This is a genomic window from Candidatus Eisenbacteria bacterium, from assembly GCA_020847735.1.
In the GTDB taxonomy this organism is placed as follows: Bacteria; Eisenbacteria; RBG-16-71-46; order RBG-16-71-46; family RBG-16-71-46; genus CAIXRL01.
Genome location: JADLBL010000025.1, coordinates 53,645 through 75,881, shown reverse-complemented (window position 1 = coordinate 75,881; position 22,237 = coordinate 53,645). Strand labels below are relative to the sequence as shown.

Sequence of the window (22,237 nt, the reverse complement as noted above, 5' to 3'; positions counted from 1 at the left end):
CCGGGGGTCGCGCGGGCCCGCCAGCTTCCGGCCGCCCGGTCGCGGGCGCGCGATCCGCTCTCAACCCGGCCGACCGATCGGCCGAAAACGCGAGGGACATCCCCTTCCGGCAGCGCCTTCAGGAGCCGACATGCCCGCCGAATCGCCGAAATCACCGAACTGGAAGCAGCTCGATCGCGCGGGCTGGCTGCTGTGGGGCGTCACGTTCCTGCTGCTGCTGACGCTCGCGGTCACGATCCCGGCGCTCTACCTGCCGCTCGCCGACATCATCGGCGCCTCGCCCGCGTTCGCCGACATCCCGCTCGTGCGCGAACCGATCACCACGCTGGTGGCGCTCGTCGGACTGGTGCTGCTGTTCATCCTCTACACGGTCACGAAGCAGCGAGAGATCAACCTCATGCGCGACGCGATGGACCGCCAGACCCACGAGCGCGAGGACGTGCAGTCGCGCCTGTCCGAACTGTCGTCGCTGTTCCAGGCCTCGACCACGCTGCAGATGCAGCTGCGGCTCGACCTGATCCTCGAGATCATCGTCCGGCGCGTGGTCTCGACGCTCAAGGCGCAGCAGGCCTCGATCATGATCCTCGACCCCGAGACCGGCATGCTGGTGACGCGCGCCTCGCACGGCCTCGAGTCGGAATTCGCCCGCGGCGCGCGGGCCCGCGTCGGCGAGGGCATCGCCGGCTGGGTCGCGATGCGCAACCAGGCGTTGCTGCTCGGCGAGAAGCCGCCCAACACGGAGCTGGGCCGCTACTACAAGACCGAACGCACGATCACCTCGGCCCTGTCGCTGCCGCTGTCGCTCGGGGACCGCGTCGTCGGCGTGCTCAACGTCAACCGCATCCACAACCCCGATCCGTTCCGCGACGACCACCTCGAGGTGCTGCGCGTCTTCGGCGCGCACATCGCGGCGGTGATCGATCGCGCCGAGATGCTGGAGCGGCTCGGATCCCGGGCGCGCGAGCTCGAGGAGGACGTCGAGGAGCTCTCCGAACTGAACCGCATGAAGGACGTGTTCCTCTCGACCGCGAGCCACGAGCTCAAGACGCCGCTCAGCTCGGTGATCGCCTACGCCGAGCTGCTCGGCGACCAGGAGGATCGCCTGACGCGCGAGCAGGCGCGCGAGTTCGTGGGCCGCCTGCGCGGCGAAGCGCAGCGGCTGCTGGGCCTGGTGGACGACATTCTCGACCTGTCGCGCCTCGAGAGCGGCACCATGGTGCTCAAGCTCGGCGCGGTGCCGGTGAACGCGATCGTCACGAACGCCATCGAGACGACGCGCGTGCTGGCCCGCAAGTACGGCATCGAGGTCGCGACGGAGCTGGACCCGAACCTGCCGATCGTGCCGGTGGACGAGGTCAAGGTCCGGCAGGTGGTCGTCAACCTGCTCGTCAACGGCGTCAAGTTCAGCCCCCGCGGCTCGACCGTGACGGTGCGCACGCGCACCGACGGCCGCTTCCTGCGCGTGGACGTGAACGACGTCGGACCGGGCATCGCGCCGACGACGGCGCTGCACATCTTCGAGCTGTTCGGTCAGGGCGCCGGCGCCGACGGCGAGGGCCGCAACGGCCTCGGTCTCGGGCTGCATCTGGTCAAGCGCCTGACCGAGCTGCACGGCGGACACGTCGGCGTCCAGAGCCGCCCGGGCGAGGGCAGCACGTTCTGGATCAAGCTGCCGATGCCCGTCGCCGAAGCGGAGGAGACGGCCCAGGCCGCCTGACGGCCGGTCGTCACGCGCGGGCGGTTGTCCGTGCTAGGCGGCTCGCCCCGCGGATGGCCACTCGCTCAGCGGCAGCGCGCGACGCACCGATCGCCCGGCCGGCAGCGGCTCGCCCGCGGGCAGAGCGGTCCGGGCCGGCTCGCCGTCGGCGCCCGCGAGCCACTCGATGAGCGGCTGCGAAGGATCCTCGGGCCGCCCGCCGAGTGAACGGACGAGCGAGCCGTCATCGAGCTCGAGCACCTGCCCGCGCGGATGAACGCCGAGCACGCGCACCAGCGCCGCACGCAGCGCCGGGTGGAAGCGATCCGCGAGCGGTCCGAGCACGCAGCCGAGGGCCGCGGAGGGATCGAGCGCCGGCCCGCCGCCCGTGCGCGGTTCGGTCAGCGACACGTACGCGTCGGCGATCGCCACGACCTGCGACGCCGGGGCCTGCCGCCAGTGTGCGGGCAGCGACGGGTACCCGTGCGGTCCGCCGGCGTGATGCTCGAGCGCCACGCGCATGGCGAGCAGCGAGGTGGCGTTGAGCGTGGTCGAGAGCGCGATGCGCCGCAGGCCCTCGAGCGGGTGGCTTTCGGCGCCCGCGCGTTCGGCGGGGGAGCGGCCCGCGGACGGGTGGCGGACCTGGCCGGCGACGGCGTCCTTGCCGGCGTCGTGCAGCAGCGCCGCGACGCCGAGCTCGGAGAGTTCGGAGCGGGTGAGCCCGAGCCGCAGGCCGATCGCGATGGCGAGCAGCGCCACGCTCAGCGCGTGTTCGCAGCCGTCGGGGGCCGCATCGGGTCGGAACGCGGGCGTGCCCGCCGCTTCGCCGGTCACCGCATCCACCAGCGGCTGCGTGACGCGCTTGAGGTGCCGCAGCTCGATCGCGCGCGGCCCCGGATCGCCGCCCAGCAGCAACCGGGCGTTGTGTCGCGCGCGCGCGAGTCCGGGCGAAAGCGACTCCGTCGCCGCCTCCGCTGGCGCGGCGGGCGCGCCGTTCGCACCGCCGTGCGCCTGGCCGGCGTCCACGACCTCGAGCGGCCCGACCTGCCGCAGGCCGTGCGTGGCGCAGGCCTGCGCGAGTTCGCCGCCCTTGTAGAGCTCCGAGGGCAGGAAGTAGCGCATGAAGTCCTCGAGCTCGGCGAGCGCGAGCCCGGCGCGGAAGGCGACGCCGGCGATCTCGCGGACCTGGAACTCCTGCGCGAGCTGTTCGAGCGTGCGCAGGCTCGCCGGGCGCAGCGGAAGGCGCACGCCGTTGACCTGCACGTCGCCGTCGTCGGCGAGCACCACCACCTCGCCGGCGTCGGCCAGGATGGGCGCGAGCGACGTCAGCAACTGCTCGAGCTGGCGCGTGAACGCGACGTTGCCGATCGCGTACGAGCGGCCGGTGCGCAGGGTCGCGACGATGCGCATCGCGACCTGCAGGCCCTGCTCACGCAGCAGGGCCTCGCCGCGGGGCGCGGGCATGCCGGGGCTCGTCACGCCGCACGCCCCTTGCGCGCGAGCGCGTCCTGGCAGCTGACGCGAATCGCCTCGGCCCGCGCCGAGAGGCCCGTTTCGACCAACGTGAGCGCCGCCGGCGTGCCGATGCGCACCAGCGCCTGCGCCGCGGCGGAGCGCTCGGCCGCGCGCCGCGCGAACCATCCGCCGCGATGGAGCAGCTCCTCGAGCACGGGGAGCGCGCTCTCGCCCGTGGTCTCGCCGAGCGCGGTCACGAGCGCGACCTTGGCCTCGTCGGGCCGTTCGGCGAAGTCGTCCGCCGTGACCCGCTCGAGCAGCGCCGAGCCGACCCGCGGGTCGCTCTCGCGGCCGAGCATCACGAGCGCCGCCGAGACGGTCTGCGGGTCCGCCGAGTCGAGCAGCTCGACGAGCAGCGGCAGCCGCATCTCGGAGGGCGCCTGTCCGAGCGCGTGCACGACCGAGCGCCGGACGCGCGCGTCGGGGTGCTGCACGATCCGGGCGAGCAGCTCCACGATGCCGGGTCCGCCGATCTGACCGAGCACGAAGACGATGTTGCGCACGACGTACCAGCGCGGGTCCGCGAGGTGGCGGCCGAGCAGCTCCGGCTCCTCCGCGCACAGGTACGAGAGGGCGGTGGTCGCCGCCGCGCGCAGCCTCACGCGGGTCGCGATCGCCAGCACGCCGACCAGCAGGTCGAGCGCCGGCCGGCCGAGGCGCACCGCCAGCGCGAAGAACCGCGCCTGCGGACCCGGCTCGGCTTCGTCCAGGCGTTCGGCCACCGCCTCGGCGTCCAGCGTCGCGAACACCTGCGAGAGCGCGCCGGCGGTTCGCTCGCCGGCCGGATCCACCGCCTGCAGCGCCGCCAGCGCGCGGCCCGCTTCGTCCCACTCGCAGCGCTGGACGGCGCCGCCCAGCCAGGTGACGAGCGCGTGCCCGAAGGCGTCCACGGTGTTCGGGCTCGGATCGAGCGCCATCACCCCGCGCACGAGTCCGTCCACCCGCATCGTCCAGGGCTCGGCGGCTTCGCGCCGCCAGGCGTCGGTGAACGCCTCGCGGTCGTGCGCCTCGGCGGCGGTCAGCGCCCGCCAGGCTTCGAGGACGTCCGTGCCCGCCTGCGGCACGGCCCAGTCGTCGAACGCCGCGGCGAGGCCGCCGCCGGGTTCCGCCGGCGCCTCCAGCGGGGAGATGTCCACGCGCAAACCGGTCAGGTTGACCTCCCAGAGCAGCGTGACGAGGTCTTCGTTCGTCACCTGCGCGGTCGTCACCTTCGCGAGCGCGTCGAGCAGCGCGCCGACGTCCTCGCGGGTCGTCTTCGGGGTGAAGGTCAGGGCGCGAATGCCGTCGCGATAGAGCAGGAACGGAATCCTCCGCTCCAGCTGCACCACGGTTTCCGACGTGGCGGCGGCGGGCGGGCGAACGATCGCCTCGTCGCGCAGCCAGAGCTCGAGTGGCGTGCAGTGGACCGCGAACGGCGCGTGATAACCGAGGATCTCCATGAAGTCCTCGAGCACGCGCTCCCGGGTCGCCGTGCAGTTCGGCGCGGCCGGACCGAACGTGCAGGTCATGCGCACGTAGCGGTCGAGCTGGCGGAACCACTCGGCGAGGTTGCGGGCGGCCGGAGAGCCGTCACCGGTGCCTCGCGAAGCGGGGCTGGAGGAGTCCTGGGACATGGATGGGTCGGGGCGCGTGACTTTCCGGGCAGGCGCGGACTTCGGGACCCACCCGTTATCGGCGCTGCGGCGGGAAGGGTTGAGGGCCGATCCCGTGCCTGAGGCAGCCTTCCATAAGGTGGAGCGGTGCGTTCCCCCCGAACCTTGACGGCGGAGCGGCCGCTCGCATAGGCTTCGCCGTCTTTTTTCAACCTTCGACGCTGGCTCAGGGGTTTTCGATGAAGCGCACGTACCGTCCCAACAACCGCCACAAGAAGAAGACGCACGGCTTCCGCTCCCGCATGAAGAGCAAGGGCGGCCGCAAGGTGCTGTCGGCCCGGCGCACGCGCGGGCGCAAGCGCCTCACGGTCTCCTCCGATCCCCGCTGACCGCGATTCCACCTTCACCCCGACCCGCGAAATCGGCGCCGGGGGCCGCACCGGAGATCTGACCATGGTGCGGCGCCGAAGCGGGCCTGCGGGCCGGGCCGGGTCGGCCACCGCCTCACGATGAGCCCGGCACCCTCCGAACGATTTCACCGCCGACACCGCATGCGCAGCAGCAAGGATTTCGCGGCGGTGCGCCAGCTCGGAACGGCATTTCGGGGCCGTTCCTGCCTCCTCCTGGCGCTGCCCGCGCCGGGCGAAGTCACGCGGCTGGGCTGGATCGCCAGCAAGCGGGGTGTCGGCGGGGCAGTGCAGCGAAACCGGGCCCGTCGCCGGCTGCGCGAAATCGTGCGCCGCCGCTGGCCGCGGGTCCCACACCACGGATACCTGCTCGTGTTCATCGCTTCCCGCGCGGCCCTGACCGCGCCGCACCAGGAACTGGCCACCGAGGTCGAGACGCTGCTCGCGCACGCGGGCGCCCTCGCTCCCGTGGCCCAGGCCTGACCGTGCGCGCGATCGTCCTGCTGCTCATTCGGCTCTACCAGGTCCTCGCTCCGGCCGCCGTGCGCGGCGCCTGCCGCCACCACCCCACCTGCTCGGAGTACGCGCGCGAGGCCATCGCGCGCCACGGCGTGTGGCGTGGAGGCTGGCTCGCGCTGTCGCGGCTCGGGCGCTGTCATCCCCTGGGATCGGCCGGCTACGACCCGGTGCCCTGACCCCGCCCATGGATCGCCGAACCCTTCTTGCCGTCGCCCTCGCGCTGGTCGTCTTCGCCGCCTTCACCGCGCTGCAGGCCCGCTACGGGCCCAAGCCGGTGCGCAAGCCCGCCGCCGACTCCACCCTGGTCGCGCGCGACAGCGCGCTCGCGGATACCACCGCCGCGGCCGCGATCCCGAACGGATCGGCGGGTGCGACGGCCGCCCCGGGGGCTCCCGGCCTCGCGGCGACGCCGGCGAAACCGGCGGCCCCCGAGATTCCCGAGCAGCGCTACGTGATCGAAACGCCGCTCTATCGGGCGGAGTTCTCGAACCGGGGCGCGCGCCTGACCGGCTTTCAGCTCAGGAAGTTCGCGGCCGCCTATGGTGCGAGCGACTTCCAGGCGAAGCCCGCGAAACGCCCCCGGCCCGGCATGGACGTTCCCGCGGGCGATCAGGTGCGCCTGGACGGCGCGCCGACCTTCGCGCTCGACCTGGGCTCGGGCGAATCGGCCCGCTCGCTGGCGAAGACGATGTTCGCGGCGAGCGAGAGCACCGACGCGACGGGTGCGATCCGCACGCTGACCTTCACCGGCCGCGACGCGGGCGGCATGCAGATCCGCCAGACCTGGCGCGTGCGGCCCGACAGCTACATGCTCGACCTCGAGGTCGAGACCTCGGGCATTCCCGCCAATTCGGACGTGCGCGATTACTCGCTCACCATGCGCTCGTGGCTCCCGCTCACCGAGTCGGACCCGCAGACGGACCTGCACGGACTGCGCGCGACGAGCCTCGTCGGCAAGGACCTGCACCGCGACGCGGCCGCCGGGCTGGTGGGCCGGAATCCGAAGGTGTTCGAGGGCGTCGCACGCTGGGCCGGCGTCCAGAGCCGCTACTTCATGGCGCTCGTGGGCACGACCGGACCGGGCGGCAAGGCGGCCGTGAGCGCGGCCGCGTCGGCCGAGTTGCCGGCCGACCGGTTGGCGCTGATGCCGGCGGGCACCAAGCCGCTGGCGCCGGTGGCCATCGGCTCGCTGGTCATGCCGCTGCCCGCCTCGGGCGCCGGCGTGCAGCAGTTCGTCGCCTACGTGGGGCCGGCGGATCACTTCGCGCTCGCGAAGGAAAGCGGCCCGCTCGAGATGGAGCGTTCGGTGGACCTCGGCTGGCGGTGGATCGTGCCGTTCAGCAAGCTGCTGCTCCAGCTCATGCGTGCGGTTGACGGTGTGGTCCACAACTACGGGATCACGATCCTGCTGATCGCGACACTCGTGCGGCTGCTGCTCCACCCGATGAACATGGCGGGCATGCGCAGCATGCGCGCCATGCAGAAGCTGCAACCCGAGATCGAGCGGATCCGCAAGAAGTTCGAGAACGATCCGAAGGGCCTGAACGCGGCGACGATGGCGCTGTACAGCGAGAACAAGGTCAATCCGATGGGCGGCTGCCTGCCCATGTTGCTGCAGATGCCCCTGTTCTTCGCGCTCTACGCGGTCATCAACAACGCCATTGACCTGCGGCAGGCGCCGTTCTTCGGCTGGATCCACGACCTCTCGTCGCCCGACCTGGTGGCCACCCTCGGGCCGCTGCCGGTCATCGGGCATCTCCCGGTGCGCTTCCTGCCCCTGCTCATGGCGGGAACAGGTCTCCTGTCGCAGGTCCTGACGCCGACGGACCCCAAGCAGGCGCCCACCATGTACCTGATGAACATCTTCATGCTGTTCATCTTCTACAACCTGCCGTCCGGACTCGTCTTCTACTGGACGGTCATGAACGTGCTCACCGCGGCGCAGCAGTGGCTCGCGATGCGCGGCGACAGCGGGGCCGTCGTGGTGCCCGCGGCGGCAGGCAAGGGACGCAGGCCGTAGCGTCCCGGTTCGAGCGTTCGGCGTGGCGGACGGGGTTCGCGCCGAAGTAAGCTGACCCGTCGTTTCCACGGTCTTTCCGGCAGCGCCGAGGCGCGCGCCGGCCGCTCGCCCCGCGGGGGAGCGCCGCGCGAATCCGCCGCGCCGAGAGATCACGATTCCATCCGCCCTGCGGGCGCCGCACAGGCGCGCCCCCCGGCAGCGCCAGATCATGGACGCGCGCCTCAGGGCAACGGAGAGCCAATGGCAAAGGGTTCGGTGTACGAAGGGAAGACCTTCGAGGAAGCAGTGCGCGTCGGGCTGGACGACCTCCGCCTCTCGCGGGCGGAAGCCACCATCACGGTGATCGAGGAGGGCAAGGGCGGGTTCCTGGGATTCGGCGCACGGCCGTTTCGCGTCAGCATCATGCGCCGCCCCGGCGGGGCGGTGCGCGAGCCCGAGGAGCAGCGCGAGCGTCGTGTCTCGAGCCGTCGCGACGACCGCCGCGGCGGTCGCGGCGGTCGCGACCGCGACCGCGGACGGGATCGCGATCGTGACAAGGACCGCGAAGCCCAGGGCGGCGGCCGGCGCGACGGGCGCCGCGAGGACGGACGCCGCGGCGCACAGCCTGCCCGCGCCGAAGGCGGCCGCGGCGAGGAACGCCGCGACGAGGCGCGCCGCGAGCGGGGCGCTGAAGGGCGCGACGACGCCCGCCGCGATTCGCGTCGCGAGGGTCGCCGGGAAGGCCGGAGCGAGGAGCGCCGCGAACCCCGTGGCGAAGAGCATCGCGAGGCCCGCGGCGACGAACGGCGCAACGGACGCGGCGATGAGCGCCGGCCCGAGCGGCGCGAGGAGCGTCGCCCGCCCGCCGTGGAACCGCCGGCCGAGGCCGCTGCCGCGCCGGGCCATGCGGCCGGCGAGGGTGACGAGGGTGGCGAGCGCCGCCGCCGCCGCCGCGGCCGCAGGGGCGGAAGGGGCCGCCGCCGCGAAGGCGCCCCGGGCGCAGCGGTCGAGCCGCTGAGCGAATCGGCCAACGGTTTCGCGGCCGAACCCGCGGAGGTCGAGGCCGGCGACTCGTTCGCATCGCCGCCCGCGTTCGAGGCCGACCACGAGCCTCGAGCCGATGACGCGCTCGCCGAACCGGTGTCCGAGCCGGCGGTCCCGCGCGCCGAACCCGTGCGGCGCGCACCGCTCGCCGTCGCCATCGAGACCTCCGAGGAGCCCCTGATGAACACGAGCGAGCTGTCCGAGCAGAGCCGCCGCCTGACCGAGGAGCTGCTTCGCGCGATGGGCTTCGAGGCGACGGTTTCGGTCGCGGCGGAGGGCAACCGCGCCGACGTCACCGCCGAGATCGCCAAGGACGACGATCTACTCACCGGCCAGAAGGGCGAGGTCCGGCAGGCGCTCCAGCACCTGCTCAACCGGTTCCTCAACCGCGGCGAGGGCTCGCGCTACCACCTGCAGCTCGAGATCAACGACTTCTGGCGCCGCCGCGAGCGCGAGCTCGAGGATCTGGCCCGCACGCTCGCCGATCAGGCGGCCGGCCAGCGCACCGAGGTCGTCACCGACTACCTGAACTCGCAGGAGCGCCGCATCGTGCACGTCACGCTGAAGGAGGACGCGCGCGTCAAGACGTTCGCCCTCGGAACCGGCATGATCAAACGCGTGGCGATCGCCCCCGCCGACTTCCCGGAGAGAACCGGGGAGGAAGACGCGGGCTGAGCCCGGTTCGCTCCGCAGCACACGCGCCGGGTTCGCCTGCGGGCGGACCCGGCGCTTCGTTCTTTAGCCCGGATGGACCATGAGCCTGCCACTCGACGACGACATCGCCGCCATCGCGACCGCCCCCGGCGAGTCGGGGCTGGCGGTCGTGCGCGTCTCGGGGCGCGGCGCGCTGGCGGTGGCCGACCGCGTCTTTCGCGGCGCGGTGACGCTCGCCGGGGCGCCGAGCCACACGCTGCACCACGGCTGGGCGGTGGCGCCCGCGGGCGGGGCGTTGCTCGACGAGGTGGTGGCCGGCGTCTTCCGCGCGCCGCGCTCGTTCACGCGCGAGGACGTGGTCGAGCTGTCGTGCCACGGCGGTTCGCTGCCGGCGCGGCAGGTGCTCGAGGCGCTGCTCGCCGCCGGCGCGCGCCTCGCGCGGCCGGGCGAGTTCACGCTGCGGGCGTTCCTTGGCGGACGGCTCGACCTGGCCCAGGCCGAGGCGGTCGCCGACCTGATCCACGCCGAGACGCGCGCCGCCTCGGAGCTGGCGATCGCGCAGCTGCGCGGGGCGCTGTCGGAGCGGCTGCGAAGCTTCGCCTCGCGGATCGCCGACTGCGCCGCGGAGGTCGAGGCGCGCGTGGACTTCGCCGAGGACGTCGGCGGCGTCGAGGTGCCCGCGCACATCGTCGCCGCCGCGAGCCAGCTCGCGCGCGAGCTGACCGGGTTCGTGGGCGAAGGCGCCTGGGCGCGCGCCGTGCGCGAGGGCGTGCACGTGCCGATCGTCGGCCGGCCCAACGCCGGCAAGAGCACGCTCTTCAACCGCCTGCTCGGCGAGGAGCGGGCGATCGTCGCCGACACGCCCGGCACGACACGCGACCGCGTGAGCGAGTCGCTGGAGCTGGGCGGCGTGCGCGTGACGCTCTCGGACACGGCCGGACTGCGCGAGTCCGGGGACGCGGTCGAGGCGGAGGGCGTCGCGCGCTCGCGCGGCGCGATGGATTCGGCCGCGCTGGTGCTGTGGGTGCACGACGCGACGCGCGAGCCCGACGCCGAGGACGGCGCGATCGCCGCCGGCCTGCGGGGCCGCCGCGTGCTGCTGGCGCTCAACAAGTCCGACCTCGCCGGCCCCGGGGTCGCGCGGGAGGTCGCGGCCACGCTGCGCGGCCCGCTCGGCGACGCCCCGCCCGCGGTCGCCCTGTCGGCGCGCACCGGCGAAGGCGTCGGCGACCTGCGCGCGGCGCTCGAATCGCAGCTCGGCGCGCGCGCGCGCGGGCCGCTCGCCGGCGCGGTGGCGAACGCCCGGCACGCCGAAGCGCTCGCGCGCGCCTGCGCGGCGCTCGAACGCGCGGCGTCGGCCGGCGGCCGGGGCGAACCGGGCGAGTTCGTGGCGCTCGAGCTGCGTGAAGCGCTCGCCGCCGTCGAGGAAGTGACCGGCCAGCGGGTGAGCGACGAGTTGCTGGATCGCATCTTCGCTCGCTTCTGCATCGGCAAGTGAGGCGGGACATGCACGCGGAACGCTTCGACGGACGCTGGGACGTGATCGTGGTGGGCGGCGGACACGCCGGCTGCGAGGCCGCGCACGCGGCCGCGCGCATGGGCGCCTCGACCGCGCTGCTGACGGTCGTGCGCGGCGACCTGGCCAAGATGTCCTGCAACCCGGCGATCGGCGGCATCGCCAAGGGGCACATGGTGCGCGAACTCGACGCGCTCGGCGGGCTCATGGGGCTCGTCACCGATCGCGCGGGCATCCAGTTCAAGACTCTCAACCGCGGACGCGGCCCGGCCGTCTGGTCGCCGCGGGCGCAGTGCGACAAACCGCGCTACTCGGCCGAGATGCTGAAGGTGATCGAAGCCGTGCCCGGGCTCGATCTGGTCGAAGGCGTCGCCAACCACGTGCGGCTCGAAGGGGGCCGCGTGGCGGGCCTCGAGCTGGCGGATGGCCGCGTGCTCGGCTGCCGCGCGCTCGTCATCACGCCCGGCACGTTCCTGAACGGACTCATCCACGTCGGCGAGCGGCGGATCGAAGGCGGGCGCATCGGCGAGCATGCGGCGCGCGCGCTCAGCGAGTGCCTCGGCGGCCTGGGGCTCGAGCGCGGGCGGCTCAAGACCGGCACGCCGCCGCGACTGCACCGCGATTCGATCCGCTTCGAGGCGCTCGAGGTCGCGCCCGGAGACGATCCGCCGCGCCCCTTCTCGCACTGGACGGAGAAGCTCGAACTCGAACAGGCGGCCTGCTGGGTCACGCACACGACCGCGCGCACGCACGCGGTCATCCGCGAGAACCTCGCGCGCTCGCCGCTGTATTCGGGGGCGATTCGCGGCACCGGGCCGCGCTACTGCCCCTCGCTCGAAGACAAGGTGGTCAAGTTCCCCGAGCGCGATTCGCACCACCTGTTCCTCGAGCCCGAGGGGCGCGACGTGGAGGAGATCTACGTGAACGGCGTCTCGACGAGCATGCCCGAGGACGTCCAGCTCGCGTTCCTGCACACGATCCCCGGGCTCGAGTCGGCGCGCATGCTGCGCCCGGGCTACGCCGTCGAGTACGACTTCGTGCTGCCGCACCAGCTGCGCGAGACGCTCGAGGTGAAGAGCGTGCCGGGGCTGTGGCTGGCGGGCCAGATCTGCGGCACGTCGGGATACGAGGAGGCGGCCGCGCAGGGATTCGTGGCCGGCGTGAACGCGGCCAGGACCCTGCGGCGCGAACCGGCGTTCGTCCTGCGCCGCGACCAGGCCTACATCGGCGTGCTGGTGGACGACCTGGTGACGCGCGAGCACCGCGAGCCCTACCGCATGTTCACCTCGGCGGCCGAGCACCGCCTGCTGCTGCGCGCCGACAACGCCGACGAACGTCTCGCCGCGACGGGCCGCGAGCTGGGCCTGCTCACCGAGGATCAGCTCGAGTCGGTGCGCGCCAAGTACGCGGCGATCGAGGCCGAACAGCGCCGGCTCGAGCGCGTCATGGTCGCGATGCCCGCACCGGTGACCGATGAGGCCGTCCACGCCCGGCGCGACGGCCGGCGCCCGGGTGCGGCCGACGCCGGTGAGGAGGTCGCCGGCGATGCGCGCGTCGCGCAGGACGCGGTCGTCGCGAATGCCGCCGGGGCCGAACGGTGCCGGCCGCCGGCGAGCGTGCGGGCCAGCGAACTGCTCGCGCGGCCCGACGGCAACTGGGAGATGCTCGATCGGGCGGGCGTGGCCGGTGGACTGCGGGCCGGGTGGCGCGAGGCGCTCGAGGTACGCCTCAAGTACCGCGGCTACATCGAGCGCCAGCAGCGCACCGCCGATGCGGCGCGCTCGCTCGAGAAGCTGCAACTGCCGGAGACGTTCTGGGACGAGGCGCTCGGCGGACTTTCGCACGAGGCCGGCGAGAAGCTTCGCCGCTGGCGTCCGGCCACGGTCGGTCAGGCTTCGCGAATCGCCGGCGTGAGCCCGTCCGACGTCGCGGTCCTGCTCGTGCACGCGAAGCGGATGGCCGCGCGGGGCTGAACGGCCCTCGTCCTTTGGATCACGCCGCAGCGGACGGGCGGGCGGCGCTGGCGGTGCGCCGGGAGCGTTCGGCGCACACCTTCGCCAGGCCGCGGGTGCCGAATCGCCGGAAGTCCTCTAGAGTGCGCGGCTCATGACCCGCTCCTCGAACTCTGGAAAGCCGCGAGGCGAAGGACCGCGCCGCGCAGGCCGGTGGGACTCGCGGCCCACGCAGCGCGGGCGCGGCGAACGCCCGGCGCGCACGGGCGAGGCGCGGTCCGGGGGCAGACCCGTCGAGGGCGTCGGCCGCAGGCTCGGCCAGCGCCCGGCGACCTCGCGGCCCGGCTCGGGACCTGCGGCGCGTCCCCTGGCCCGGCGCCCGGCGACGCGGCCAGCGGATCCGGAGCGATTGCTGGCGCGGCAGCCGTGGCAATCGCTGCGCCCTCTCATACCCGGCGATGAGCAGGAGGTCGAGTCGCGTCTTGCCGCGCTTCGCGAGTACGCCAGGCAACTGCTCGAGTGGAATCGAGGGGTCTCGAACCTGATCTCCCGTCACGACGAGCCGCGCCTCGTCGAACGCCACCTGCTGGAATCGCTGCTTCCGGCCAGACTGATCGCATCCAGCGGCGCGAAGCGCCTCGTGGATTTCGGCTCGGGCGCCGGGTTGCCGGCCGTGCCGCTGGCACTGTGCGGGATCGGCGAGCACTGGACGCTGGTGGAGTCGCGCCGGAACAAGACGCTTTTCCTCAAGAAGATTCAGCAGGACAACAAACTGCGCGACTTCGTTGTCATGACAGGACGTCTCGAAGTACTGGTCGAGGATGGCGCGCCCGCGCTTGCATGCGACGCCTTCACCTCGCGCGCAACCGCGGCGATCGGGCCGACGCTCGCGATGGCGGCCCGTATCGTCGAACCGGGCGGCTCGGCGTTCCTGTGGAAGGGCAGCAGCTACGAACAGGAGATGGACGCCGCGCGCAGCGAATGGGAGCAGGCCTGGCGACTCGAGCGGGTGACGACGCTCGCTGACGGCCCTAACGTGGTCGCGACATTCGTAAGGAAGTAACCGGCTTCCTTAAGTTCGTCGTGGCATGTTGCACGTGGAACGATAGGGCTTGAGCGGATCAAAGCGACCCTGATATCTTGCCGCCTCGTTCGTGCCGCGTGGATCGCGCGGCTTTCCTGCGGGGTGCTGACCTTCGCGCTGAGTGGCGCACCAGCGAGCCACCGCTCCTGAACCGGGCCACCGGCCCGATCGAGTCGAGGCATGGGACGCGTCATCTCGATCGCCAGCCAAAAGGGTGGCGTCGGCAAGACCACGACCGCGATCAACCTGGCTGCCTGCCTCGCGCAGGAGAACAAGCGCGTGCTCGTCGTGGACATTGACCCGCAGGGCAACGCCACGAGCGGGTTCGGCATCAACGGCAACGACCAGCGACTTTCGACCTACGAGGTGCTGATCGGGCAGGCCGAGGTCCAGGACGCCATCATGCCGACGGCCCTTGCGACCCTGGACCTGATGCCAACCGGGCAGAGGTTGTCGGGTGCCGAGGTCGAACTCGTCGGCATGATGGCGCGTGAGACGCGGCTCAAGAGCTGTCTCGTGAAGGTCCGCGACGACTACGACTACGTCTTCATTGACACGCCGCCATCGCTCGGGCTCCTGACGATCAACTCCCTCACCGCCTCGGACTCCGTTCTGATCCCGCTCCAGTGCGAGTACCTCGCGCTCGAGGGGCTGACCCAGTTGATCGGCGCGATCCGGCTCGTTCAGGACCACTTGAACCCGGCGCTTAGGATCGAAGGAGTCCTGCTCACGATGTTCGACGCCCGGCTCAACCTTTCCCAGCAGGTTGCTGAGGAAGCAAGAAAGTTCTTTGGCGAACGCGTCTACAAGACTGTAATTCCACGCAATGTGCGCCTCAGCGAGGCGCCTTCGTTCGGCAAGCCCATCGTCCTTTACGACCCACACAGCAGCGGCGCCGAGAGCTATCGCGAGCTCGCGCGGGAGGTGCTCGAACATGAGTAGGAAGGTGCTTGGACGCGGGCTCGAGGCGCTCATCTCGTCCTCGACCGCCACCGAAGCCGTCGAGGGCAGGCAGATCCAGGCGACCGGCGGAGCGACGTCGCTCCCGATCCAGTCCATCGGACCCAATCCATTCCAGCCTCGCACGCGCTTCGACGACGCCGGGCTCAAGGAGCTGGCGGACTCGATCCGCACCAGCGGGGTCATCCAGCCGGTGCTGGTTCGTCCCAGGGGCATTGGCGAGTACCAGCTCGTCGCCGGCGAGCGCCGGCTGCGCGCCGCACAGCTTGCCGGCCTTGAGCAGATCCCGGCCATCGTCCGCGACTTCGACGACCGCGGCATGATGGAGCTGGCGCTGATCGAGAACATCCAGCGGGAGGACCTGAACCCGATCGACGAGGCAAGGGCCTACCAGGCCCTGGTCGAGAAGGTCGGGCTCACGCACGACCAACTCTCCGAGCGCGTGGGCAAGCAGCGCAGCTCGATTACGAACTCGCTTCGTCTGCTGGCCCTGCCGCCTGAGGTCCGCGAGATGGTTTCACGTGGAACGCTAACCGCCGGGCATGCTCGCGCGATTCTTGGCATTGATGGCGCCGGCGACCAGTTGGCCGCGGCGCGCTATGTCGTTGGCAAGGGGTTTTCGGTGCGCCGGACGGAGGCGTTCGTCCGGCGCCGAGAGCGCAAGGCGCACACCCGTCCCCGGGTCGCGCGACTGGAAGGGCTTCCAGAGTGGGAGGAGAAGCTCAAGCAGCGCTTCAGCACGAACGTCGCCATCATGCCGGGCCGCAAGGGCGGCCGGGTCGAGTTCGAGTTCTACAGCCAGGACGACCTCGAGCGCCTGCTCGAGGCCTGGGGCGTTCTTTAGCCGGATACCCGCGGCCAGGAGGGCCATGTGATGCGATTCGGCACCAAACAGCAGCCGGAGGAAGCTCCCCGCGCGAACACCGTGATCGGCGTCGGCTCGAGCGTGCGCGGCACCCTGATGATCAGCGGGACGCTGCGCATTGACGGCGAGTTCGAGGGCGACGTCCTGAGCTGCGAACGTCTCGAGATCGGCGAGCACGGCGTGATGCGCTCGGACATCGAGATCAAGGAGGCCATGATCAAGGGGCGCGTCATCGGCAGCATCCGTGCCCTGGGCGTCGTCGAGCTCAAGACGGGCGCCCACATGGACGGCGACGTCGCCGCGTTCAGCGTGGTGATGGAGCCCGGCGTTCACTTCACGGGCCGATGCACGATGCTGGAGGCAGGCACCGAGGGAGTCGAGCTGACGAGCTGACCCACGCCTGCCAGATTGAATACACATCCGCATAACTTCATGTGCCACAAAGAATCCATAATCACAACTTCGAGCGCACGAACGCCCAGGAAGTCAGGCAGATGACGCCCGCTTCCACCGTGGAGCAGGTCCCTCCCGGCTCCCGGACTGCGCCCCCATCCGATCCCGGTTTCCACGCCGCCCGCGGCCGGGCCTTCGTCTTCTCGGCGACGGTCTTCTGGGCGCTGTCGGCGACCCTCGCGCGCTTCGTGTTTCGCGACCGCCACGTGGACAGCCTCGTCGTCGTCGAGCTGAGACTCGCCATCGCGGTGATCGTCCTGTTCGCGATCCTGGTCACCACCCGGCGTGACCTGCTCCGCATCCGCCGCTCGGACCTGACCTACTTCGTCGTGCTGGGCCTCTTCGGCGTCGCGGCCGTCCAGTCCACCTACTACTACTCCATCGCCCATCTCGGCGTGAACGTCGGGATTCTCATCCAGTACCTCGCACCCTCCCTGCTCGTCGCCATCGAGCTGATCCGCGGGCGCTGGGTCGGCTGGAGCATGCTCACGGCGGTGGCTCTGGCGCTCGGCGGGACGGCGCTGCTCGTCGGCGGGGTGGATCCGCGCACGATGGATGCCGGACCGATCGAGTGGGGTGTGGGGTTCGCCTCGGCGGCGGCGTTCGCGTTCTACATCCAGTACTCCAAGCGGGGCCTCGAGCGATATCACCCGGCCACGGTGCTCTTCTATACGTTCCTCGTGGCGGCGCTCTTCTGGTCGTTCCACTCGCCGCCGTGGGCCATCGCCGCGGCCGGCTATGGGCAGGACCTGTGGTGGATGTTCATCGCCCTCGGCATCTTCTCGACGCTGGTTCCGTTCTCGCTCTTCTACGCCGGGCTCCGCTCCCTGCCGGCCGCCGAGGCCGGCGTGATCGCGACGGCCGAGCCGCTCGTCGTCATCGTGGCCGCGGCCGTCTTCCTTGGCGAACGGCTCGGGCCCATGCAGATCGTCGGAGCCGCGTTGGTGCTCGCCGCGGCTCTGCTGGCCTCGCGTGAACGGCCCGAGGTGCCGCAGGCCGCCGTCGAACGGGCGTGAGCCGGCACTCGCGGCGCCGGGCGGCGTCGCCGCCGCGGCCCGCGGCCGCACGGCGAGCCCGCCCGCGCGATGCGCTTGCCACGCGCGGGCGGCTCACGCGGAGCGCCCGCAGCACCCGGCACGAACATGCCGCGCACCGCCGACCCGACGGCATCCGCGACCGGCCGCGGCGAGGCGCGAGAGGATCAGGCGAAGATGAGCCCGCCGCCGCCGGCGCGGTGAATCGTCAGCAGTCCGCGATCAGCTTGCTTCCGCCCAGCCCGCCGCGAACTCCTCGAGCGCGTTGCGGTGCCGGCTCGACAGCCGTTCCCGCAGCGTGTCGAGGCGCAACGGGCTTACCGTCTCGACCGAGTAGCGCTCGTCCCAGACGAGATTGCCGCGCAACCACACGCGAAGTTCGGGGAACTGGGCCAGGAGCGCCATGCCCGTCCTGCCCTTGAGCTCGCGGACGGCGCTCGCCACGCTCTGCGCCGGACGCAGTCCAAAAAGCACGTGCACGTGGTCCTGGCCGGCGACGACTTCCACGAGCTCGAAGTGCCGCTCCTCGCAGGTCGCCCGGATCAGGCCGCGGAGCGCTTCGATGTGCCGGTCCTTGAGCACCGGCCGCCGCCCCCGCGTGCTCCAGGTGACGAGGTAGTGGAGCTGGCTGCGATACACGGGCTCCCAACTCCTGCCGAGTGCCTGCTTCACAGTGGGGGCCAGGTCGAGTTCCACGGGACTTCCTCCTGCGGGGACGTTGAACGGATGTGCACTACGCGGGGGTGAAAAACGGGAGCCGCGGCTCCCGTGGTGCTGCCCTCAGCGATGAACGGTGCGAACGACGCCTCGGACGATGCCGAGGATGCGGAGCGGGTCCCCCTTGCCGACGACGATCGGCTCGTACTTCACGTTGGCCGCGACCAGTTCGATGTGGCCACGGCGCGGCTGGTAGTACTTCACCGTGGCCTCGTCCTCGAGCAGTGCGACCACGATCTCGCCGCTGCGCGCTTCGTCCTGCTTGCGAACGATGACGTAGTCGCCCTCGAGGATGCCGGCGTCAATCATGCTGTCGCCGCGCACCTGGAGCGCGAAGAGGTTGGCGGTCTCACCGAACATGTCCGCCATCTCGAGGGCGCCGGTGAAGTTCTCCTCGGCGAGGATCGGCTGGCCGGCCGCGACGCGCCCGAGCACGGGAATCCCGATGGCGCGGGGTGCCGAGACGGGACCGATGCCGCGCGAGATCTTCCGGTTGCGGCGGATGTGCCCCGCCTTCTCGAGCAGGTTCAGGTAGTACCGCACCCCATTCGTCGAAGTGATTCGAAAGTGTTCGCCGATCTCGCGAATGGTCGGCGCGGAGCCGTTCTCGCGGCGGAAGCGCTGGATGAACGCGAGAATCTCGCGGGCTCTGTCGTTGAGCATGTGGTTCTCCGTCCCTGTTCGGTTGGGTTCGAGGCAGGAACCTGGCACGCGCGGACACTAGTGCACACGCGTGCAGTCCGTCAAGGGCCGAATCTTCGGGCCTCGCCGCCGGCTGGTTTGGCGGCCCGACGCTCCGCTGCCAACTTCGACGCACGCGCGTCGCGGTTGCGCCGGACCCTCGGGTGGGCGCCGTTGTGGCGCACGACTTTCGGCCGGCCCGGGAACGCAGGTGTCGGTGGCAGCGATCGTGCTCGATGCCTACGGCGGGGCCGCAAGGTCTCCGTCGCATCGGGGCCGGGGTGGATGGCCGATGGCGCCGAGGTGGGTCGCAATCGGGGGCCGACTTGCCGAGGCGCGGCGGCCGCCGCCACCGCCCGGTGCGATGAAGGAGCAAGTCCGTGACCCGAAGGCCCCGGCTCGGGGTTCGTCCCGGCCGGGGCCCCGGTGCCCGAAATGAATCACGCCTCGGGCGACTGACGGCGGCCCGGATCGGACTCCGGGCGTTGAGGTGGTGTGGTGTGCGCGGGGCGCCGTCCGGTCCGCGGCATGAAGCGCGCGCGGCCCGGCCTGCGTGGGCCGGGCCGCGGGTGCGCGGGCCGCTCTCAGGGGTCAGTTCACGCGCATCTCGAAGCGAAGGAGCTGACCGGGCCCCGGCAGACCGTAGGCGTCGAAGACCGCCTTGTCGGTCAGGTTGTCCACGGCAATCGTCGTGCGCAGCGTGCTCGCCCACCCGTCCGCGCCGCCCAGTCGCCAGTCGCGCGCGACGTTCACGCCCAGGGTCGTCGCCGAGGCGAGCGTCTCGAGTTCGCCCGAATCGGGGTGGAGCGCGAACTGCTCGCCGATCCAGCGCGCCGAGGCGCCGAGGCGGAACCGGCGCGGCAGACTCAGCTCGGCGCGCAGGCTGCCGCTCGTCTCCGGAAGGTTCTCGGGGTGCTCGAGCTGCGCGCTCGGATCGAGCAGGTCGGCGGTTTGCGCGGTGAAGTCCGCGCCCAGGGAAAGCCCGCCGAAGCGCCGCGAGCCGATGAGCTCGACGCCCCGGCTCTTCAGCCCCTCCTGGTTGACGCGCTTGAAGCGACCGCTTTCGCGAATGCGGACCACGGCATCCGAGAGCCGTTGCGTGAAGGCGACGACCTGCAACTGCCCGAGCCGGTCCCGGAGCATGACGCCGACTTCGCCCGCGACCAGCCGCTCCGGTTTGAGGTCCGGATTCGGCGTGAAGCGGTTGAGCGCGCCCGAGTAGAGCTCGCGCAGCGAGGGAAAGCGCGCCCTTCGGTTGGCGCTCGCGTGCACCGTCACGGCTCCGCCGGAGAACACGGCGCTCAGGCCGGCGCGCGCGCCGGGCTCATCGAGCGCCCCGACGCCCGGTTTGCCGCCGGCGAGCGGATTCGTCGAGCGGTCGAGCGCCAGCCCCAGCGACAGGTCCAGCTCCTCGAGCGGCCCGCCGCCCTCGAAGGGGCGCCGCACGATCGTCTCTCCGGCCACGCTCCAGAGCCGGTGGCGATAGCGGCTGGTGGCTCCTGGGGTGAGGAACTCGTCGTAGGTGAGCTGGCTGCTCGTCACGCCGAGCCGCAGGTCGGCGTTGCGGCCGAGCGTCTGGCTGGCGGTCGCGCGCATGGACAGCGTGACCTGTTCGCCGTCCTCCTCGCTCGTGATGCTGTCGTAGAGGATCGAATCGTAGGCGTCGATCTCGGTCCGGCCGGCGTCGAGTCCGAAGCTGGCCTGCAGGCTCGCCGCGCCGCCCCAGGGCGCCCGGCGGGCGCCGCTGCCCGCGGAGAGCACCGACAGCGAGCGGGCGACGAAAGGGTAGCGCCAGTATCGAGGCTCGCTCACGCCCAGCTCGGCCGCGATGCCGCGCTCCTCGCGATACGCCGAGCTGGCGAGCGACGTCCACGCTCCGCCCTCGTGATCGAAGCGCAGCGAGGCGAACGCGTCGCTGGCCGCGGCGTCGGTGTTGATGCGCAGGCGCTCGCCGAGGATCGGCTGCACGATCCCCGCGGGTTTCGTCGCGCCCGGCGAATCGCGGTGCCCCGCGCCGGCGCGCGCCGTGAGGACGCCCGCGCGCAGGCGCCGCGGCACGCTGATCGAAGCCGTGGCGCCGAACCCGCCGCTCGCGTCAACGCCCGCGCCCGCCTCGAGCGAGGAGTGGTCCGGCGCCGCTCCCGCGTGGCTGCGGAAGTCAATCATGCCGCCGAGCACGTTGGGTCCGGTCAGGATGGTCGAGAGCCCGGGCACGAGCGTGACCTGCCGCATGGCGCCGACCGGGATCACCGACACGTCGGTGCGGCCGTCCCAGCTCAGCGTGAGCGGCAGCCCGTCGTAGAGCACCGAGACCTGTCTCGATTCCGAGCCACGGATGGACAGCTCGGTTTCGCCGCGGCTGTTGGTGCGCACGTGGACCGAGGGCAGCTCCTCGATCACCTCGCGCAGGCTGGCCGCCGCCGGCAGCGGGAGCGAATCAATGTCCGAGTGGACCACGCTGCTGCCGCCGCGGGTCGTGCCCGTGCGGCTGCCGAGCACGCTGGTGCCTTCGATCTCGACGATCGCGGTGTCGGCGGGCGCGGTCTGCGCCGCGCCGGCCGACACCGCCAGCGCGGTCGCGGCCAGGCCGCAGACCGCCGCCCCGAGCGCGCGCGCGGCCCGGGTGAAGAAGCAGGAAGGGAACACGGGAGTCCTTTCACGAAACGCCAGACGAAATCGGCCCGGCCACGCGGTGCGCGGCGGGCGGGTTCGAAGGGTGCGGGTTTCGTGCGGACTTCAGTTCCTGAGCGGGACGAACGCCGGCCGCCGCGAAGTCGGCGGCGCGGGCGGTGGGGACTCCTTCGGGACCTCGAGCAACGCTCCCGCCTGCTGCCCGGCTTCGGGCAGGCCGGCGAGGGGCCCGCGAGGGCGCGGAGCGCTCGCGTGCATGCGCGCGGCGCCGGCGAAGAACGCGGCGCCCGAGGACCGCAGCGCCTCAGCCCGTCCGCCGCCTTCCTCGCCGAAATGCCACGCGATCTCCGCTTCGCCCCGCAGGACTTCGGCAGGCTCCTGCGGCGCGCCCGCCTCGATGGCGAAGTACTCCGAGGGCGCCGATTCGGTCTCGCCGAAGCGCCCGCCCGCGCGCAGCACCAGCCGCGCGCGACTCGCGTGAACGCGCGGCATGCGCCAGCGGAGCGGGCCATCGTCGGCCTCGCGCTCCGGCGTCAGCCGAATCGCGCGCCCCGAGCCGTCGTCGGGCAGCAGCAGCAGCTCGCACTCGTCCACGCCGGCGGGAAGCTCGGGCAGCGCGGTCACGTACTCGCCGCCCGCTCGTGCCGACGGCGGCGGCGCGACGGCCGGAATCCGCGGGGCGGACCAGGCCGCGCCGGCCAGCAGCAGGGCGAGCAGCGTGAGTGCGGGCGAGCGGGGACGCATGGGGCCGGAGGATAGCCGAACGCGCGGGCCGGTCCGCTGGCGCATTTTCCGGGCGCGGGAAAACGCCGGGCCGGCGCCGGGTGTGCATGCCGCGCACGGTTCGGGTGCGCCGCGGCGACGACCGGCCGGGCGGAGCGCATTCCCCCGAACGGCCTTCTCGTTTAGCTTCACCCG

The 22,237-nt window shown here is 72.1% G+C and carries 19 protein-coding genes; 13 read left to right on the top strand and 6 right to left on the bottom strand.

Translation table 11 applies throughout. The features are described from left to right. The first annotated feature begins 130 nt into the window (after positions 1-130). On the top strand, positions 131-1,717 hold the full coding sequence (locus IT347_14140) for a GAF domain-containing sensor histidine kinase (GenBank protein MCC6350722.1): 1,587 nt from the start codon (positions 131-133) through the stop codon (positions 1,715-1,717). 33 nt (positions 1,718-1,750) lie between these two features. Here IT347_14140 and IT347_14135 read toward each other — a convergent pair whose 3' ends face one another. After that, positions 1,751-3,160: an HD domain-containing protein gene (locus IT347_14135; protein ID MCC6350721.1), complete on the bottom strand. Its 1,410-nt coding sequence runs from the start codon at positions 3,158-3,160 to the stop codon at positions 1,751-1,753. An 11-nt stretch (positions 3,161-3,171) separates the two neighbouring features. Continuing rightward, the gene (locus tag IT347_14130) at positions 3,172-4,824 is read right to left on the bottom strand and encodes a HEAT repeat domain-containing protein (protein MCC6350720.1); all 1,653 of its coding nucleotides are present in this window, start codon (positions 4,822-4,824) and stop codon (positions 3,172-3,174) included. A 218-nt stretch (positions 4,825-5,042) separates the two neighbouring features. On the opposite strand from IT347_14130, the gene rpmH reads away from it, so the two are divergent. The 12 genes from rpmH to IT347_14070 all read left to right on the top strand — a co-directional run bounded on the left by rpmH (position 5,043) and on the right by IT347_14070 (position 17,272). Continuing rightward, entirely contained in the window at positions 5,043-5,192 is a 150-nt protein-coding gene (gene rpmH / locus IT347_14125) for a 50S ribosomal protein L34 (protein ID MCC6350719.1), read from the top strand. Positions 5,193-5,354: 162 nt separating this feature from the next. Continuing rightward, positions 5,355-5,693: a ribonuclease P protein component gene (gene rnpA, locus IT347_14120; protein MCC6350718.1), complete on the top strand. Its 339-nt coding sequence runs from the start codon at positions 5,355-5,357 to the stop codon at positions 5,691-5,693. 2 nt (positions 5,694-5,695) lie between these two features. Further along, positions 5,696-5,905, top strand: a complete 210-nt coding sequence (gene yidD, locus IT347_14115) for a membrane protein insertion efficiency factor YidD (protein MCC6350717.1) — start codon at positions 5,696-5,698, stop codon at positions 5,903-5,905. An 8-nt stretch (positions 5,906-5,913) separates the two neighbouring features. After that, positions 5,914-7,749, top strand: coding sequence for a membrane protein insertase YidC (gene yidC, locus IT347_14110; GenBank protein MCC6350716.1), 1,836 nt, complete (start codon positions 5,914-5,916; stop codon positions 7,747-7,749). Between the two features lie 240 nt (positions 7,750-7,989). Further along, on the top strand, positions 7,990-9,447 hold the full coding sequence (locus tag IT347_14105) for a Jag N-terminal domain-containing protein (GenBank protein ID MCC6350715.1): 1,458 nt from the start codon (positions 7,990-7,992) through the stop codon (positions 9,445-9,447). A 79-nt stretch (positions 9,448-9,526) separates the two neighbouring features. Further along, the gene (gene mnmE, locus IT347_14100) at positions 9,527-10,924 is read left to right on the top strand and encodes a tRNA uridine-5-carboxymethylaminomethyl(34) synthesis GTPase MnmE (protein MCC6350714.1); all 1,398 of its coding nucleotides are present in this window, start codon (positions 9,527-9,529) and stop codon (positions 10,922-10,924) included. 8 nt (positions 10,925-10,932) lie between these two features. Beyond that, positions 10,933-12,915 (top strand): tRNA uridine-5-carboxymethylaminomethyl(34) synthesis enzyme MnmG, encoded by a 1,983-nt coding sequence (gene mnmG, locus IT347_14095; protein ID MCC6350713.1) that lies wholly within the window; start codon positions 10,933-10,935, stop codon positions 12,913-12,915. Between the two features lie 388 nt (positions 12,916-13,303). After that, the gene (gene rsmG / locus IT347_14090; protein ID MCC6350712.1) at positions 13,304-13,957 is read left to right on the top strand and encodes a 16S rRNA (guanine(527)-N(7))-methyltransferase RsmG; all 654 of its coding nucleotides are present in this window, start codon (positions 13,304-13,306) and stop codon (positions 13,955-13,957) included. Positions 13,958-14,158: 201 nt separating this feature from the next. Then, positions 14,159-14,920: a ParA family protein gene (locus tag IT347_14085; GenBank protein MCC6350711.1), complete on the top strand. Its 762-nt coding sequence runs from the start codon at positions 14,159-14,161 to the stop codon at positions 14,918-14,920. Continuing rightward, the gene (locus tag IT347_14080; protein MCC6350710.1) at positions 14,913-15,782 is read left to right on the top strand and encodes a ParB/RepB/Spo0J family partition protein; all 870 of its coding nucleotides are present in this window, start codon (positions 14,913-14,915) and stop codon (positions 15,780-15,782) included. Before IT347_14085 ends, IT347_14080 begins: the two co-directional genes overlap by 8 nt. Before the next feature lie 30 nt (positions 15,783-15,812). Continuing rightward, positions 15,813-16,196: a polymer-forming cytoskeletal protein gene (locus IT347_14075; protein MCC6350709.1), complete on the top strand. Its 384-nt coding sequence runs from the start codon at positions 15,813-15,815 to the stop codon at positions 16,194-16,196. Positions 16,197-16,297: 101 nt separating this feature from the next. Beyond that, a complete protein-coding gene (locus IT347_14070) occupies positions 16,298-17,272 on the top strand; it encodes an EamA family transporter (GenBank protein MCC6350708.1) in 975 nt (324 codons plus the stop codon). Positions 17,273-17,512: 240 nt separating this feature from the next. On the opposite strand, the gene tnpA is transcribed toward IT347_14070, so the two are convergent. The 4 genes from tnpA to IT347_14050 form a co-directional block, all read right to left on the bottom strand. Further along, positions 17,513-17,986 carry an IS200/IS605 family transposase gene (gene tnpA, locus IT347_14065; GenBank protein ID MCC6350707.1) on the bottom strand — a complete coding sequence of 158 codons (474 nt, stop codon included), beginning with the start codon at positions 17,984-17,986 and terminating at the stop codon, positions 17,513-17,515. Positions 17,987-18,070: 84 nt separating this feature from the next. Then, positions 18,071-18,670 carry a transcriptional repressor LexA gene (gene lexA, locus IT347_14060; protein ID MCC6350706.1) on the bottom strand — a complete coding sequence of 200 codons (600 nt, stop codon included), beginning with the start codon at positions 18,668-18,670 and terminating at the stop codon, positions 18,071-18,073. A gap of 609 nt (positions 18,671-19,279) precedes the next feature. After that, positions 19,280-21,334: a TonB-dependent receptor gene (locus tag IT347_14055; GenBank protein MCC6350705.1), complete on the bottom strand. Its 2,055-nt coding sequence runs from the start codon at positions 21,332-21,334 to the stop codon at positions 19,280-19,282. Between the two features lie 90 nt (positions 21,335-21,424). Continuing rightward, positions 21,425-22,063: a hypothetical protein gene (locus IT347_14050; protein ID MCC6350704.1), complete on the bottom strand. Its 639-nt coding sequence runs from the start codon at positions 22,061-22,063 to the stop codon at positions 21,425-21,427. Between the last annotated feature and the right edge of the window lie 174 nt (positions 22,064-22,237).